The following is a 14923-nucleotide window of genomic DNA, read 5'->3' on the forward strand; positions in this document are numbered from 1 at the left end:
GAGAAGGAATCAAGCCATGACTATCAAAGCCATCAACGTCCGCAACCAGTTCAAAGGCACCGTGAAAGAAATCCTCGAAGGCCCGGTACTGTCGGAAATCGACGTACAGACTGCCTCCGGCATCGTCACTTCGGTGATCACCACCCGCTCGGTCAAAGAGTTGGAGCTGCAGGTGGGCAGTGAAGTGATCGCGTTCGTCAAATCCACCGAAGTGTCCATCGCCAAGCTGTAATGGCAGTGGCGGCGCTGTGCGACCCAGTCGCGGGCTTGATCCGCGAATGGGCCGCCAGGCGGCCCGTACCCTTCAGCCCTAAGCGGGTCGCAATCCGCCAAACAGTTTGTTGGCCTGGCTTTCCGTGAGGGCGCCGCGCCAGGCGCCCGCGCCCAGATTGCGTTCGTGGGCAAGCTTGATGTGACCGGCCTCGAGCCGTGCAAAGCCTTGTGCTGGCCTGCGCTTGAAGTGGAAGTGCGCATACCACAGAGGGCTGCTAGTGGCCGCATCGTCGATGCGGTACTCCTCCAGATACTCGATAGGTTGGCCCTGCCTGTTCTTGGCCGGCTCCAGCACGCGTGACCAACCGATCCGCACCTCACCTTGGCTTTGCAGGTAATCCAGATGACCAGGCTCAGGGCGCTGTGTGGCTTTGGTCTGGTCGATGCGCAATTGCCGACCCACCCTGCGCAGTTCGCCTGCAGCCTGTTCGACACTGCCTGTAAGCTGGCGCTGAGCCTCGGTCAGCGCGCTCCCTCTCCGGCGGGCGATGTCCCGCGCCAGATCCTCCAGCGTCGTGGCATAACCAATGGCCAGGTCTTGCAGGCTGGCAGGGGCCATGTTCAGGGCCTTGTACTGCTGTAGCTTGGCTTGCTGCGCGGCGACATTGCCCAATCGTTTGCGCGCGGCGGCCACCAGTACCATCAGGTCGGCTGCGGCCGCGGCAGGCTGCACACTTCTGGGTTGCCACAAGTTATCGGCGGTACGGGTGAAGGTGATGTGTGTTTCCTGGTTCAGTCTGTTGCTGACCTGCATCTGCGGCTGGCCGTCGATGGTGATCTCACTGCCTATCAACAACTGTTGGTCCACGGTTTCGAACAGACGGGGCCTGCTCGGCCCGCGATGACGGTTTGGCTTTCGCGTGATGGGGGCTGAGGCGTCGATGCCTGCCTCGACTTCGGCGATCAGTTGGGCCAGCGAATGGCGCATTCGCTGGGTGCTTTGCGGTGTGATGTAATCAGGGAAGTCGTCCTGCCAACTGGTCATGTAGTTGCCAAAGCGCTGATAGCGGTCTTTGAGCTGGCGCAGGAAACGGTGCTCCTGGGTGCGGCTCAGGCCCGCAGTCGCCAGATCTTGATGGCTGAACAACAGGCTCCTCAGGTCGGTGATTTCCTGCCTCACCTGACGTTGCATCAACAGGTAGTCATAGCTTGCCCGGCTTGGCAGCGGGACGATGTGGCTCAGTTCGATGGCCAGTCTTACGGTTCGGTACTCATGAGGGTGCATCGGCATCTGCAGTCTATCGAGTGTTTGTTGGTAAACGGTGAGCTCATTGCCGCGCAGTTTTTGGGTGACCCTTGCCACTCGATGGAATTCGTCTTCCAGCTTGCCGAGTGTGTGGCAGAAGCGCTCCTGAGCACCCCTCATCTGCCGCAGGAGCTCAAAGGAGTTGTCGCTGGCTTGTTCGAGCTGTTTGATCCGGGTGTATTCATCCTGCATCCGCAGATTGAGTTGTACGATCAAGCTGGGGTGCTGCCTGCCCAGGTTATAGGCCATTTGGTTGTGCATGCCTTGGTAGTGGCGACCCAGCTGTGGCTTGATTCTGTGCAGTCGCTCCAGGCTTTGCTCATGAAATGTCACGAAGGCTTCCAATTGCTCGATGGACTCCTGTAGCGCCTGCCTGATGGCGGGCAACGGCGCCGGTGTGCCTTGAGGGCCATTGGGGCCAACTCCGCGTGCGGTGTTCCAGGCCGAGACTTTTTCGGTGAGACGGGCTTGGTGTGCAACGCGGCCATTTTCGATGTCTTGCACCACCTGCCTAGGCGATAGCAACGCGGGCTGCCGGCCAAGGTAGCCGCGCAGGTGCTGCCAGCCCTGCTGGTACAGCCTGCCGAGGTAGGCGCCACCGCCTGCCAGCCCACCGTCGACGATACGCCCACTCAGGCTGCCGTGGGGCTGCCAGGAGCCCAGCTCGTCGAGCTTCACAGGCTGCTTGTAGCTGCGTGCTGCGCTGCCCTTGAGGCGCCAGGTGCGATAGGTCGCGTCCCACTCGACCTGATAGTGCAGCCCCTGGCTGACGATGAAGTCGTTGCCGGTCTCGGCATGCCGGTTGACACCCTTGCCGTGAACCTCGGGGTGGTCGCGCCAGTGGCCCGAGGGCGCTTCGGTTTCATAACCGCTGAAGGGGTCGGTGCGCCCCCGGCGGGTCACGGTGGTGGGCCGCAACCCTTCGAGGCGCTGGCGCAAGTGGGTGCGGGTGCGTGCAAGTGCAGTGGACGAGCGCGACACAGAGGCGGCAGGCACCACATCGAAGAGCGCATCGACCAACGACAGGAACACGCTGTTCAGGTGCTCGACCCCCTCGCCAGGGTCACCCCGCAGAAATGCCTCGACGCTGGCATTGGCGGCGCTCCAGCCATCGTAGAGGGCAATCGCGGTACCTACGCCGGGCACGAAGCCCAGCGCCAGTTTGAGGTAGTCGTATACCCGCCCGTGGCGCATCGCCTCGCTTTCCAGGTACAGGTCGACCTGGCTGCGCGACGAGGCGCGGTGTTCGAGGATCAGCCGGCCCATCTGCAGGTTGGCTCGCACCTGGGCGATCGGCTCTGAACGGGCATTACCCACGCCGATGAAACCGGTGAACCGCTTGAGCAGCGCCTGGTTGATATAGGACAGGTGCGTGCGTGTGTCGCCTTCCAGCGGGCGGCTGGCGAGGTAGGTGCGCATGGCCTCGTCGATGGCCATGTCCTCCAGCGCCTGGCATGCCTGCTCGCTGTTTTCGTACTGGCTGATGACCTTGCCGTTGGGGGCGTCGGGTAGCAACAGCAGGCACGGCCCGCTCGCTGGTTTGAGCAGGAAGATGCCGGAAAGCGTCACGCGGTCGCTGCTACCGTCCGCAGCTACGCCAGGCCGCAGGTCGAGTGCGTGGTGATCGATGGTGCGGGTAAGCGTGGTGCCCTGCTGTTCGCGGCAGAACCGCTCGAATACCTCCATGCCGTATGCATCCAGGGTATCGGGCCGGCTCAACAGCAGGATCTTCAACTGGTGCTCGAAGGGCCTGCGGAGCGTTTCCTGGCGCCATTGTGCCTGCCAGTCGGATTGCTCCGCGTTGCCCTTGAAGGTATCGCGTATCTGCTGCTCGTAGGCGCCAGCCACATCCAGTGTCTGCACCAAGTTGGCAATGTAGCTGTGGTTGAGCTTTTGTTGCAGGTCAGGCGTCGCCGTCGTGTCTTCGATTACGATGTTGGCGTTGGCCAGGCGCAAGGTCAGGTCGTCGTCCAATGCCCACAGCAGAAATTGCTCAAGGGGCACGTGGCTACGTTCGGCACTGAACGTCGTGACCTCTTTGTAGGCATTGGCGAAGCCGGACTCCGGCAGCGGAATACGCTGCTTGCCTGTGCGGTCGGCGATGTCCAGGGTGACTTGGGGCAGCGTCGTCAGGCCGAGTGACTGGCGCAGGTGCCCGTTCATCAGGTTGCGTGAAAACGCCCCGCGCTCAGGCAGGTCCCTCGCCAGTAAACCGCTGGCAGCCAGCATGCTGACGCGCAATGCGTCGAACTGCGCCGCCAGTGTCTCGCGCTGGGGCGCATCAAGGTGGCTCAGTGAATGCAGGCGGGTGTGCAGGTTGGCAGTGCGGTTACGCTCGGCCAGCCGTTCGAACGCCTGGATCCTGGCGGCGTTGTTGCTGGCGCCCAGTTTCCAGCGCAGTTGCAGGCGCGAGGAGGGGGCGGCCTGGGTCAGCAGGGCCAGGTGGGTCGAGGCCAGGTAATCGAAAGCGTGGGTGGTGATGGGTTCGCTGATCAGGGCTGGAGTGTGCTCGCCGCTGTCGATCAGCTCAAGGAGCGCATCGATGTCCTGCGGCCAGACGCTTTCCAGCAGCACTTCTGGCCAGGCGCCCTGCAACGTGTTCAGCAGTCGTTCGGCCAGCTGGGCCTGGTCCGGGTAACAGGCCAGGCCACCGTCGTGCCCGGGTTTGTAGAGCAGCAAGGCGCTGTCTGCTTCACCCGTGGCGTCCTGGGGTATCGCCCGGAGGGTGATGAAGCCCGTCAGGGCCCAACTGCGAGGGCCCACCACCAGTTTCAGAGCGCTGGGCACGACCTGCCGTTGCAGGCTGGGGTTTGGCCGCTCCACCAGTTGGCGAACCCATTGCAGGCGCGATTCGCTCAGGTCCCCCAAGTGTTGTTGGAACTCGGCCTCCAGCAGCAAGGCCTTTGCAAAGTGCTGGCTGAGATGTTCGAACCTGCTGTTTTCGCCGTACATTTGCCCCCAGCTTTCCGGCGTGGGCGACTCGGGAAGCGCAGCCAGCACTTGTTGCAGTATGGCGTCCTGGGCATCGAGCTTCGCTTGCTGGGCCTGCAGCTCCGCCAGGCGTGCAGAGCCTGGCCCGGTATCGCTCCCCAGGTAGGCGGCCAGCAGCTGTTCCTGGCGGTCGATGCGCTGCTTGCGCCAGCCGAGCGGCAAGCGTTCGTCGAGTGAATCGAAATGCACCTCGTCCTCCGCCAACGCTTCATCGGCACTGACCAGCCGAGCCAGCTCCTCGCTCAATGCGTCGGGCAGCTCGACCTGCAGTTGCAGGCCCTGGCCGGTCAGCAGGCTGTTCAGCAGGCCGGCGAAGCCATCACCCGGGAGCGCGATGACGGCGATGAACGTGCTGTCGCTGTCGCTGGCCAGCGCGGTGGGCGGGGTGCGCCACAGGCGGTCCCGATGCTCGTGGGCCCACTGCAGCAGGGCCGCTTCGCTGTGGAAGGCGCGTACCGGGTTGTGGCCGTCGGGCCGGTACAGCAGCCAGGGCTCGTCATCGCCAGGGGGCGTGATCAGTAGCGCAGTGGGGCAGGCCCCTACGGGGATGCCTGGCTGATGCCAGTGCAGTTGCGCATACCGGCTGTTGCTGTCCAGCTGGCCCAGCTTCCAGGCCTTCGTTGCGATTCGGTCAAGCCCGTAGTTGAGCTCCAGCGCGCTCTGGAAATGCGCGTGCAACTGCTGCTCGGCAAAGGCCCTGCGTGCTATCGACTGCCCGGGCATACGTGCGTCCCAGTAGCTGGTGTGCCCAGGCGAAGGCTGCAACTGCGCCTGGTTGAACACGCTATTCAGTGCCTTGACCGCCTGGCGTCGTCGCAGGTCGGCCTTGCCGAGGGCATTACCGCGTCCGGCGATAATCCAGGGGGTGGTGGGCAGGGGCAGGGGGCTGGCGAAGTCGTCCAGGCCGATGGGCGTGGTGTCGGCTGACAAGTCGAAAGATTGAGGCATGGTCGTGATCCACGTTGGCTGAGTGCTGGAGAGGAGCGCCCATTTCAACGTTCGATCGGAGGCGAACTGCGTTACATGTTGCTCGTTCAGTGTGTGTGGCGTTTTCCCAGGAACGGCGGCAGGTAGAGCCCCAGATACGCTTCGAATACCCGCATGCCTTCCTCGGCCATACGCGGGGTGATCTGTTCATGCAGCTGCATGGAGCGGGCATACACCCGGTCGCTCAATTCCATGGCCAAGGCAAACACATCCACATCGGTCGGCATTGTCGGCAGCTGGAAGTGCTGGTCGAACAGCCTGTGCATCAGCTCGCCCAGCTCCATGTCATGCTGGCGGTCAGCCTGCACCACTTCGCTCAGGCCATGCTGGGCAAGGATCAGTTGGCGCGCTGCGGCGTCTTCGTTGTAGATGTCGAGCATGCGCTGCTCGATCAGCCGTGACAGTTGGTGCCAGGTATTGAACGCAGCGCTGTCGATGGGGGCGCTGAGGGCTTCGCGAAAGGCCCGATGCACATCGGCGGTCAACGCCTCGAGCAAGGCGGGCACGCTGGCGAAGAAGTGATACACCGACGAAGGCGGGATTTGTGCCCGTTCGGCAACGCTGTAGATCGACAGCCCCGCGACCCCTTGCTCTGCCAGAAGCTCGCGAGCCGCCGCCAGGATCGCTTCGATCCTGGCCTGGCTGCTGGCGCGCGGCTTGCGAAGGGAGGCGGTGCGGCTCATCAGTTGCTGATCGCCAGGATGCTGGCCTGGTAGGCACCGACGAACAGGTCGAAGTCGCCGACTTCGGTCTGTTCAAGCTCGCTCTGCTTGGCCAGGGACTCGCGGGCGAGCGTTTCGAAGGCCTGCTGGCGTGCGCTGCTCAACGGTTGTTCGCGCAAGCTCTCGGCATGGACACGGCTCTGGCGCAGCGAGAACTGGATAAAGCTCTCGTCGTGTTCGGTCATGCGCGCCAGTACTTGGGCCGATGGGGTCAGCGAAGCGTCGTCGACCTTGGCCTGTTGGGCATCCAGTGCCTTGGCGTGCTCGTCACTGCCGTGTGCCTGGTCGAGCAGGTCGGCCAGCGCGCGAATGCGCGTGATCAGTTCGCCGGCCCACGCCTGCAGACCGATCGGTTGGCCATCGCGCTGCAGTTGCAGGCCAGGACGGCGACCTTCCTTGACCACGGTCAGGAAGTTGCTGGTGCACTGGCCGCACTCGCCGTTGTCCAGTTGCGGGCTTTCTTCAAGCGCGCAGAACAGCAGGAATGCATCGAGGAAACGCGCCTCGGGCAGGTCGATGCCGACGGGCAGGAACGGGTTGATGTCCAGGCAGCGCACTTCGACGTACTGCACGCCACGAGAGGTCAGGGCCTGGATCGGCCGCTCGCCGGTGTAGGTGACGCGCTTGGGGCGGATGTTCGAGTAGTACTCGTTCTCGATCTGCAGGATGTTGGTGTTCAGTTGCACCCACTCGCCATCCACGTGGGTACCGACCTCGACGTAGGGCGGGTAGGGCGTGCCCACCGCCTTGCGCAGGCTGTCGGTGTAGCTGGCCAGGTTGTTGTAGCAGGGTGTGAGGCCGGCCTGGGCGTTGCTCTGGTAACCCAGGTCACTCATGCGCAGGCTGGTGGCGTAGGGCAGGAACAGGGTGTCGGCGTCCAGCTCTTCGAGTTGGTGCGGGCGGCCACGCAGGAAGCCTTTGTCCAGTGTCGGCGAGGCGCCGAACAGGTACATCAGCAGCCAGCTGTAGCGGCGGAAGTTGCGGATCAGCGCGATGTAGGCCGACGACTGATAGTCGCGCGCGTCTTCTTCGCTGCCTTCACTTGCGCGCAGCAAGGGCCACAGCGCCTCTGGCAACGAGAAGTTGTAATGGATACCCGCGATGCACTGCATGGTGCGGCCGTAGCGCAGGGCCAGGCCTTTGCGGTACACGTGCTTGAGCTTGCCGATGTTGGAGCTGCCGTATTCGGCGATCGGGATGTCTTCCTCGGCCGGCAACGCACAGGGCATCGACGGGCTCCACAGGTATTCGTCACCCAGCTTGGTGTAGACGAAGCGGTGGATCTCTTCGAGGTTCTCCAACACCTGGGCCGGGTCTGCGAGGGCCGGGGTGATGAACTCCAGCAACGACTCGGAATAATCGGTAGTGATCTGCTCATTGGTCAGCGCCGAACCCAACGCTTCCGGGTGCGGGGTCTGGGCCAGGCGACCTTCATCGGTCACGCGCAGGCATTCTCGCTCAATACCGTGCAGGCACTGCTTGAGCAGGGGAAGATTGGCGCCGAGCAGGCTCAGGCGGCGGTTGAGGAGGTCGCTCAAGATGGATTCCTTCACGCGTCAGTCGCCCCAATATGGGGGTGGAGATAACGGTCTACAAGGGTAGGGAGAAAGGAACTGGCGTTGTCGCCTGGTTTACGCGGTTCCAGCAGTGCCAGCGCACTGCTGAAAATACCGCAGATAGTGCTTGGTGAGCTAGAGAACCGCGAAGGTTCCTTGCGCTTTGGCCACCAGCTTGTCGCCTTGGACTACGTCGGCGTCGACCACCAGTGTGCGCCGCCCGGCGTGCAATACGCGGGCGCTGCACAGGACCTCGCCGTCGCTGACGGCGCGCATGTAGTTGATCTTGCATTCGATGGTGACGCTTTGCTGGTCGAAGCCATGGCTGGCCGAGCAGGCCAGGCCCATGGCGATGTCCACCAGGCTGAAGATCGCCCCACCGTGCAGTTTCTGCCCCCTGTTGCGCAATTGCGGCGCAAGCGCCAGGGCCACTTCGGCAACGCCGGTGTCCAGGCGTTGCAGGCGGCAGCCGAGCAACTGGCTGAAGGCGCTTTCGACGTATTCGCGCGGGACGTCCATCACTTCTTCTTCAGTTGCTTGGCGTTGGCGAACAACGAGGCCATGGCATTGTTGGCCGGGGCTGCGGTGGTGGTTTCACGCGGGCGTGGCGCCTGCTGCTGGCGATTGCCACCGTTGCCACGGCCGCCACCCCGGTTGCCTTCGACCTTCTCGCCCGGGGTATCGCCCATGCGCATGGACAGGCCGACACGCTTGCGCGGGATGTCCACTTCCATGACCTTGACCTTGACCACGTCGCCGGCCTTGACCGCTTCACGCGGGTCCTTGACGAACTTTTCCGACAGCGCCGAGATGTGCACCAGGCCGTCCTGATGCACGCCAATGTCGACGAAGGCGCCGAAGTTGGTGACGTTGGTGACCACGCCTTCGAGGATCATGCCGGGCTCCAGGTCCTTGAGGTCTTCGACGCCGTCCTGGAAGGTCGCGGTCTTGAACTCAGGGCGTGGGTCGCGGCCGGGCTTGTCCAGCTCCTGGAGAATGTCGGTGACGGTCGGCAGGCCGAAGGTCTCGTCGGTGAACTTCTTCGGGTCGAGGCGCTTGAGGAAGCTGCTGTCGCCGATCAGCGAGCGGATATCGCGGTCGGTGCCGGCGGCGATGCGCTGCACCAGCGGGTAGGCTTCCGGGTGCACGGCAGAGGCGTCGAGCGGGTTGTCACCGTTCATTACACGAAGGAAGCCGGCGGCCTGTTCGAAGGTTTTTTCACCCAGGCGGCTGACCTTTTTCAGCGCTGCGCGGGTGGCGAACGGGCCGTTGGCGTCTCGGTGCGCCACGATGTTCTGCGCCAAGGTTGCGTTGAGGCCCGAGATACGGGTCAGCAGCGCCACCGAGGCGGTATTGACGTCCACCCCCACGGCGTTCACGCAGTCCTCGACCACCGCGTCCAGGCCGCGGGCCAACTTGAGCTGGGACACGTCATGCTGGTACTGGCCGACGCCGATGGATTTCGGGTCGATCTTCACCAGTTCGGCCAACGGGTCCTGCAGGCGGCGGGCGATGGAAACAGCGCCGCGGATCGACACGTCCAGGTCCGGGAATTCGCGGGCGGCCAGTTCCGAGGCCGAGTACACCGAAGCGCCAGCCTCGGAGACCATGACCTTGGTGACCTTCAGGGCCGGGTATTTCTTGACCAGTTCGGCCACCAGCTTGTCGCTCTCGCGGCTGGCGGTGCCGTTGCCGATTGCCACCAGCTCCACCGAGTGCTTGGCGCACAGGGCGGCCAGCACGGAGAGGGTGCGGTCCCAGTCGTTTCGCGGTGCGTGCGGGTAGACGGTGGCGGTGTCCAGCAGCTTGCCGGTGGCATCGACCACGGCGATCTTGCAGCCGGTGCGCAGGCCCGGGTCCAGGCCCAGGGTGGCGCGCGGCCCGGCCGGGGCGGCCAGCAACAGGTCGTGCAGGTTGTGGGCGAAGACGTTGATCGCCTCACCCTCGGCGTTGTCGCGCAGCTCACCGAACAGGTCGGTTTCCAGGTGGGTGTACAGCTTGACCTTCCAGGTCCAGCGCACCACCTCGGCCAGCCACTTGTCGGCCGGGCGGCTGCGGTTTTCCAGGCCGAAGTGGCCGCCGATCATGACTTCGCACGGGTGCAGGGTGCCGGGCAGTTCTTCGCCGACCTTCAACGAGGCACTGAGGATGCCTTCGTTGCGCCCGCGGAAAATCGCCAGGGCACGGTGCGACGGGGCGCTGCGCAGCAGTTCGTCATGGGCGAAGTAGTCGCGGAACTTGGCGCCTTCTTCTTCCTTGCCGGCCACCACGCGGGCGCTGAGCACCGCCTCCTGCTTGAGGAAGTTGCGCAGCTTGTCGAGCAGGGCGGCGTCTTCGGCGAAGCGCTCCATGAGGATGTATTTGGCGCCCTCCAGGGCCGCCTTGACATCGGCCACGCCTTTTTCGGCGTCGACGAAGCGTGCCGCTTCGGTTTCCGGGGCCAGCTGCGGGTCGTTGAACAGGCCGTCGGCCAGCTCGCCAAGGCCGGCTTCCAGGGCGATCTGGCCCTTGGTGCGGCGCTTTTGCTTGTACGGCAGGTAGAGGTCTTCGAGGCGGGTCTTGGTGTCGGCCAACTTGATCTCGCGGGCCAGCTCCGGGGTCAGTTTGCCCTGTTCCTCGATGCTGGACAGGATGCTGGCGCGGCGCTCGTCGAGTTCGCGCAGGTAGCGCAGGCGCTCTTCCAGGTGGCGCAGCTGGGTATCGTCCAGGCTGCCGGTCACTTCCTTGCGGTAACGGGCGATGAAGGGCACGGTCGAGCCTTCGTCCAACAGGCCCACGGCCGCTTCGACCTGTTGTGGGCGTACGCCCAGTTCCTCGGCGATACGGCTGTTGATGCTGTCCATGTAAACCACCTGACAATTGTGAATACGGGGGCCGCGCGCGGGCTCGGAGCCTGACGGCGCTGGATGAAAGCCGCGCATTATACCCATCGTGATCGGCTTGCGGTGATGGCGCCAAGCCAGCCCGAGAGGCCCGGAACTGGCGCTGGGGGAAAAATCTGCTAACAATGCTCACGGCACGCGTTGCAATGGCTACGCCATAATGCGCGGCGATACCAGAGGAGTTATTCATGACCGGCACTGCAAACACCGCTGAAGGTGACAAGATTCTCATCGTCGACGACGATCCCGGGCTGAGCAGCCTGCTGGAACGTTTCTTCACCAGCAAGGGCTACCGTGCCCGCGCGGTGCCCAATACCGAGCAGATGGACCGCCTGCTGTCGCGTGAGGTCTTCAACCTGGTCGTGCTCGACCTGATGCTGCCTGGCGAGGACGGCCTGACCGCGTGCAGGCGCCTGCGCCAGTCGAACAACCAGATCCCGATCATCATGCTCACCGCCAAGGGCGACGAGCTCAGCCGCATCAAGGGGCTGGAGCTGGGCGCCGACGATTACCTGGGTAAGCCGTTCAACCCCGACGAGCTGATGGCCCGGGTCAAGGCCGTGCTGCGCCGCCAGGCGCCGAGTGTGCCCGGCGCCCCGGGCAGCGAGGACGAATCGGTCACCTTCGGTGATTACGAGCTGTCCCTGGCTACCCGCGAGCTCAAACGCGGCGACGAAGTGCACATGCTCACCACCGGTGAGTTCGCCGTGCTCAAGGCGCTGGTCATGCATGCGCGTGAACCGCTGACCCGCGACAAGCTGATGAACCTGGCCCGTGGCCGTGAATGGGACGCCCTGGAGCGCTCCATCGACGTACAGATCTCGCGCCTGCGCCGCATGATCGAGCCGGACCCGTCCAAGCCACGTTATATCCAGACGGTCTGGGGCGTGGGCTACGTCTTCGTACCAGACGGAAACGCCGGCAAATGATGCCTTGCCGTCGATGAAAACACCGCTGTGGTTTCCGCAAAGCTTCTTCGCCCGCACGCTGTGGCTGGTGCTGATCGTCGTCCTGTTTTCCAAGGCGCTGACCCTCGTTTATCTGCTGATGAACGAGGATGTGCTGGTCGACCGTCAGTACAGCCATGGTGTGGCACTGACCTTGCGCGCCTATTGGGCTGCCGATGAAGAGAACCGCGACAAGATCGCCGAAGCCGCAGGGCTGATCCGGGTGACCGGCTCTGGGGTACCCGAAGGCGAGCAACACTGGCCTTACAGCGAGATTTACCAGCGGCAGATGCAGGCCGAGCTGGGCGAAGACACCGAGGTACGTCTGCGCATCCACGCGCCACCGGCGTTGTGGGTCAATGCGCCGAGCCTCGGCCCTGGCTGGCTCAAGGTGCCGTTGTACCCGCATCCGCTGCGTGGGCAGAAGATCTGGAACGTGCTCGGCTGGTTCCTGGCCATCGGCCTGCTGTCCACCGCGTCGGCCTGGATTTTCGTACGCCAGCTGAACCAGCCGCTCAAGCGCTTGGTGTTCGCCGCCCGGCAACTGGGCCAGGGGCGTAGCGTGCGCTTGCCGATCAGCGACACTCCCAGCGAAATGACCGAGGTGTACCGCGCGTTCAACCAGATGGCCGAGGATGTCGAGCAGGCAGGGCGTGAGCGTGAGTTGATGCTGGCAGGGGTTTCCCACGACCTGCGTACACCGCTGACGCGGCTGCGCCTGTCGCTTTCGCTGTTGGACAGCGACAACGACTTGAGCGATGACATGGTTCGCGACATCGAGGACATGGACGCGATTCTCGACCAGTTCCTGGCGTTCATCCGCGATGGCCGTGACGAGCCGGTGGAGGAGGTCGACCTGGCCGACCTGGTGCGCGAAGTGGTGGCGCCGTACAACCAGCCGCACGAGCGGGTACGCCTGTGCCTTGAGCCGATACCGCCGTTCCCGCTGCGCCGGGTTTCGCTCAAGCGCATGCTGGGCAACCTGATCGGCAACGCCTTGCACCATGCCGGCAAAGGGGTCGAAGTGGCCGCCTATGTTTCGGGTGACGAGAGCGCGCCTTACGTGGTGCTCAGCGTGCTGGACCGGGGCACGGGGATCGACGAGTCGGAGCTGGAGACCATCTTCAACCCGTTCATTCGTGGGGACCGCGCCCGGGGTGGCAAGGGCACCGGGTTGGGCCTGGCGATCGTCAAGCGGATCGCGGCCCAGCATGGCGGCAATGTCGAGCTGCGCAATCGGTCCGGTGGCGGGATCGAGGCGCGGGTGAGGTTGCCGTTGGGGCTTTTGCTGCCGCGTAATGCCGTGTGATTGCCGGGGCCGCTTTGCGGCCCATCGCGACACAAGGCCGCTCCTACAAGGGTTACGCGATCCCCTGTAGGAGCGGCCTTGTGTCGCGATGGGCTGCAAAGCAGCCCCGAATCTCAGCCCTTACCCTTGGTCCGGGTCTGATTCGGCCCGCCGTTCTTCTCCAGGTGTTCGATGATCATCCCGGCCACGTTCTTGCCGGTGGTCACCTCGATCCCCTCCAGCCCCGGCGATGAGTTCACCTCCATCACCAACGGCCCGTGGTTGGAGCGCAGAATGTCTACCCCCGCCACGCTCAAACCCATCACCTTGGCCGCACGAATAGCGGTGATGCGCTCTTCTGGCGTGATCTTGATCAGGCTGGCGACCCCACCCCGGTGCAGGTTGGAGCGAAACTCCCCTGGCTTGGCCTGACGCTTCATCGAGGCAATCACCTTGTCGCCCACCACGAAGCAGCGAATGTCGGCACCGCCGGCCTCCTTGATGTATTCCTGCACCATGATGTTCTGCTTCAGGCCCATGAAGGCTTCGATCACCGACTCGGCCGCCTGGGTAGTCTCGCATAGCACCACGCCGATGCCCTGGGTGCCTTCGAGCACCTTGATCACCAGGGGGGCGCCATTGACCATCTGGATCAAGTCCGGGATGTCGTCGGGCGAGTGGGCGAAGCCGGTGATCGGCAGGCCGATGCCGCGCCGCGACAGCAACTGCAGCGAGCGCAGCTTGTCGCGCGAGCGGGCGATGGCCACCGACTCGTTGAGCGGGTACACGCCCATCATTTCGAACTGGCGCAATACCGCGCACCCGTAAAAGGTGACCGAGGCACCGATGCGCGGGATTACCGCATCGAAGCCTTCCAGCGGCTTGCCCCGGTAGTGGATCTGCGGCTTGTGGCTGGCGATGTTCATGTAGGCCCGCAGGGTATCGATCACCACCATTTCGTGGCCACGCTGGGTACCGGCTTCGACCAGGCGGCGGGTGGAATACAGACGCGGATTGCGCGACAGCACAGCGATCTTCATGCAGCACCTGTGACAGGGGAAAGGGTGGCCGGAAAGGCCGGTTTGTCTTGTACGTACTTCAGGCCAGGGTTGACCACCAGTTGGCCGTGAATAAGTGCCTTGGAGCCGAGCAGCAGGCGGTAGCGCATGTCCTTGCGGCAAGCCAGGGTGAACTCCACTTCCCATACAGCATCGCCCAATGCCAGCGAAGTGCGGATCACATAACGGGCCTGGGCATGGCCGTTGGAGCTCTTGATAGTCTTCATGGTCACCAGCGGGGCTTCGCAACGGCGGTGGCGCAACTGAACCACCGAGCCCAGGTGCGCGGTAAAACGGACCCACGGCTGGCCGTCACGCTCGAATGGTTCCACCTCGGTGGCGTGCAGGCTTGAGGTGCTGGCCCCGGTGTCGATCTTGGCGCGCAGCCCGGCCAGCCCGAGGTCGGGCAGGGCCACCCACTCGCGCAGGCCGATCACAGTCAAATGGTCAAATGTCTTCACGAAGCGCACCCAGGGGATAAGGTGGTGAACTGTAAGCACGGCGTGGACTTTTTGCATCCGCAAGATACGGTAGTACAGTTCGATGAAAGACTGAATTCGAGGTAACGGGATGGCACACAAGGCGGAAGAAGACGACAAGGTTCGCCTGGACAAATGGCTGTGGGCGGCGCGGTTCTACAAGACCCGAGCGCTGGCCAAGGCGGCGATCGAGAGTGGCAAGGTGCATTGCCGGGGCGAGCGCTGCAAGCCAGGCAAGGAGCCGAGGGTAGGCGATGAGTTCGTCCTGCGCACCGGGTTCGACGAGCGTACGGTCGTGGTAAAGGCGCTGTCGGTAGTGCGCCGTGGGGCGCCGGAGGCGCAGGCGCTGTACGCCGAAACCGAAGAGAGCGTGCGGCGCCGTGAACAGGCTGCCGAGCTGCGCAAGGCCGGTGCGATGGGTGTGACCACCGACGGCCGGCCTAACAAGAAACAGCGGCGGCAGATTCATCAGCTGCACGGCAGCTTCGAGTGAA

At 63.9% G+C, this 14923-nt stretch carries 11 protein-coding genes; 4 read left to right on the forward strand and 7 right to left on the reverse strand.

Going from position 1 to position 14923, the window contains the following annotated elements; all coding sequences use genetic code 11:
- Positions 1 to 16: 16 nt before the first annotated feature.
- Positions 17 to 232: a molybdopterin-binding protein gene (locus CKW22_RS20715; protein ID WP_008095172.1), complete on the forward strand. Its 216-nt coding sequence runs from the start codon at positions 17 to 19 to the stop codon at positions 230 to 232.
- Positions 233 to 310: 78 nt separating this feature from the next.
- Here the strand turns inward: CKW22_RS20715 and CKW22_RS20720 are convergent, their stop codons facing one another.
- The 5 genes from CKW22_RS20720 to CKW22_RS20740 form a co-directional block, all read right to left on the reverse strand.
- Entirely contained in the window at positions 311 to 5458 is a 5148-nt protein-coding gene (locus CKW22_RS20720) for a dermonecrotic toxin domain-containing protein (RefSeq protein WP_095064967.1), read from the reverse strand.
- An 86-nt stretch (positions 5459 to 5544) separates the two neighbouring features.
- On the reverse strand, positions 5545 to 6180 hold the full coding sequence (locus tag CKW22_RS20725) for a TetR/AcrR family transcriptional regulator (RefSeq protein ID WP_095064969.1): 636 nt from the start codon (positions 6178 to 6180) through the stop codon (positions 5545 to 5547).
- The gene (gene gshA, locus CKW22_RS20730; RefSeq protein WP_077068775.1) at positions 6180 to 7757 is read right to left on the reverse strand and encodes a glutamate--cysteine ligase; all 1578 of its coding nucleotides are present in this window, start codon (positions 7755 to 7757) and stop codon (positions 6180 to 6182) included. Before gshA ends, CKW22_RS20725 begins: the two co-directional genes overlap by 1 nt.
- A 153-nt stretch (positions 7758 to 7910) precedes the next feature.
- Positions 7911 to 8294: a PaaI family thioesterase gene (locus CKW22_RS20735; protein WP_095064971.1), complete on the reverse strand. Its 384-nt coding sequence runs from the start codon at positions 8292 to 8294 to the stop codon at positions 7911 to 7913.
- Entirely contained in the window at positions 8294 to 10618 is a 2325-nt protein-coding gene (locus CKW22_RS20740; RefSeq protein ID WP_033703236.1) for a Tex family protein, read from the reverse strand. Before CKW22_RS20740 ends, CKW22_RS20735 begins: the two co-directional genes overlap by 1 nt.
- 227 nt (positions 10619 to 10845) lie before the next feature.
- Between CKW22_RS20740 and ompR the strand changes: the two genes are divergently transcribed.
- Together ompR and CKW22_RS20750 are read left to right on the forward strand one after the other, a co-directional pair.
- Complete coding sequence (gene ompR / locus CKW22_RS20745; protein ID WP_033703235.1) at positions 10846 to 11586, forward strand: two-component system response regulator OmpR; 741 nt, start codon at positions 10846 to 10848, stop codon at positions 11584 to 11586.
- A 13-nt stretch (positions 11587 to 11599) separates the two neighbouring features.
- Positions 11600 to 12913, forward strand: a complete 1314-nt coding sequence (locus tag CKW22_RS20750; protein ID WP_033703234.1) for an ATP-binding protein — start codon at positions 11600 to 11602, stop codon at positions 12911 to 12913.
- Between the two features lie 113 nt (positions 12914 to 13026).
- Here CKW22_RS20750 and rimK read toward each other — a convergent pair whose 3' ends face one another.
- Both rimK and CKW22_RS20760 read right to left on the reverse strand, forming a co-directional pair.
- On the reverse strand, positions 13027 to 13932 hold the full coding sequence (rimK, locus tag CKW22_RS20755; protein WP_012316721.1) for a 30S ribosomal protein S6--L-glutamate ligase: 906 nt from the start codon (positions 13930 to 13932) through the stop codon (positions 13027 to 13029).
- Entirely contained in the window at positions 13929 to 14411 is a 483-nt protein-coding gene (locus CKW22_RS20760; RefSeq protein WP_047582975.1) for an ATP-dependent zinc protease, read from the reverse strand. The genes rimK and CKW22_RS20760 overlap by 4 nt, the downstream gene beginning before the upstream one ends.
- A gap of 109 nt (positions 14412 to 14520) precedes the next feature.
- Between CKW22_RS20760 and CKW22_RS20765 the strand changes: the two genes are divergently transcribed.
- A complete protein-coding gene (locus CKW22_RS20765) occupies positions 14521 to 14922 on the forward strand; it encodes an RNA-binding S4 domain-containing protein (protein ID WP_047582909.1) in 402 nt (133 codons plus the stop codon).
- The last annotated feature ends 1 nt before the right edge of the window (position 14923 follow it).

It is taken from the genome of Pseudomonas sp. Irchel s3f19 (assembly GCF_900187555.1).
GTDB lineage: Bacteria > Pseudomonadota > Gammaproteobacteria > Pseudomonadales > Pseudomonadaceae > Aquipseudomonas > Aquipseudomonas capeferrum.

Excerpts from the sequence above, each read along its gene's own strand:
- ompR (WP_033703235.1), top strand. The coding sequence starts at position 10,846 with ATGACCGGCACTGCAAACACCGCTGAAGGTGACAAGATTCTCATCGTC.
- CKW22_RS20740 (WP_033703236.1), bottom strand. The coding sequence starts at position 10,618 with ATGGACAGCATCAACAGCCGTATCGCCGAGGAACTGGGCGTACGCCCA.
- CKW22_RS20720 (WP_095064967.1), bottom strand. The coding sequence starts at position 5,458 with ATGCCTCAATCTTTCGACTTGTCAGCCGACACCACGCCCATCGGCCTG.
- CKW22_RS20725 (WP_095064969.1), bottom strand. The coding sequence starts at position 6,180 with ATGAGCCGCACCGCCTCCCTTCGCAAGCCGCGCGCCAGCAGCCAGGCC.
- rimK (WP_012316721.1), bottom strand. The coding sequence starts at position 13,932 with ATGAAGATCGCTGTGCTGTCGCGCAATCCGCGTCTGTATTCCACCCGC.
- CKW22_RS20715 (WP_008095172.1), top strand. The coding sequence starts at position 17 with ATGACTATCAAAGCCATCAACGTCCGCAACCAGTTCAAAGGCACCGTG.
- CKW22_RS20750 (WP_033703234.1), top strand. The coding sequence starts at position 11,600 with ATGAAAACACCGCTGTGGTTTCCGCAAAGCTTCTTCGCCCGCACGCTG.
- CKW22_RS20735 (WP_095064971.1), bottom strand. The coding sequence starts at position 8,294 with ATGGACGTCCCGCGCGAATACGTCGAAAGCGCCTTCAGCCAGTTGCTC.
- CKW22_RS20765 (WP_047582909.1), top strand. The coding sequence starts at position 14,521 with ATGGCACACAAGGCGGAAGAAGACGACAAGGTTCGCCTGGACAAATGG.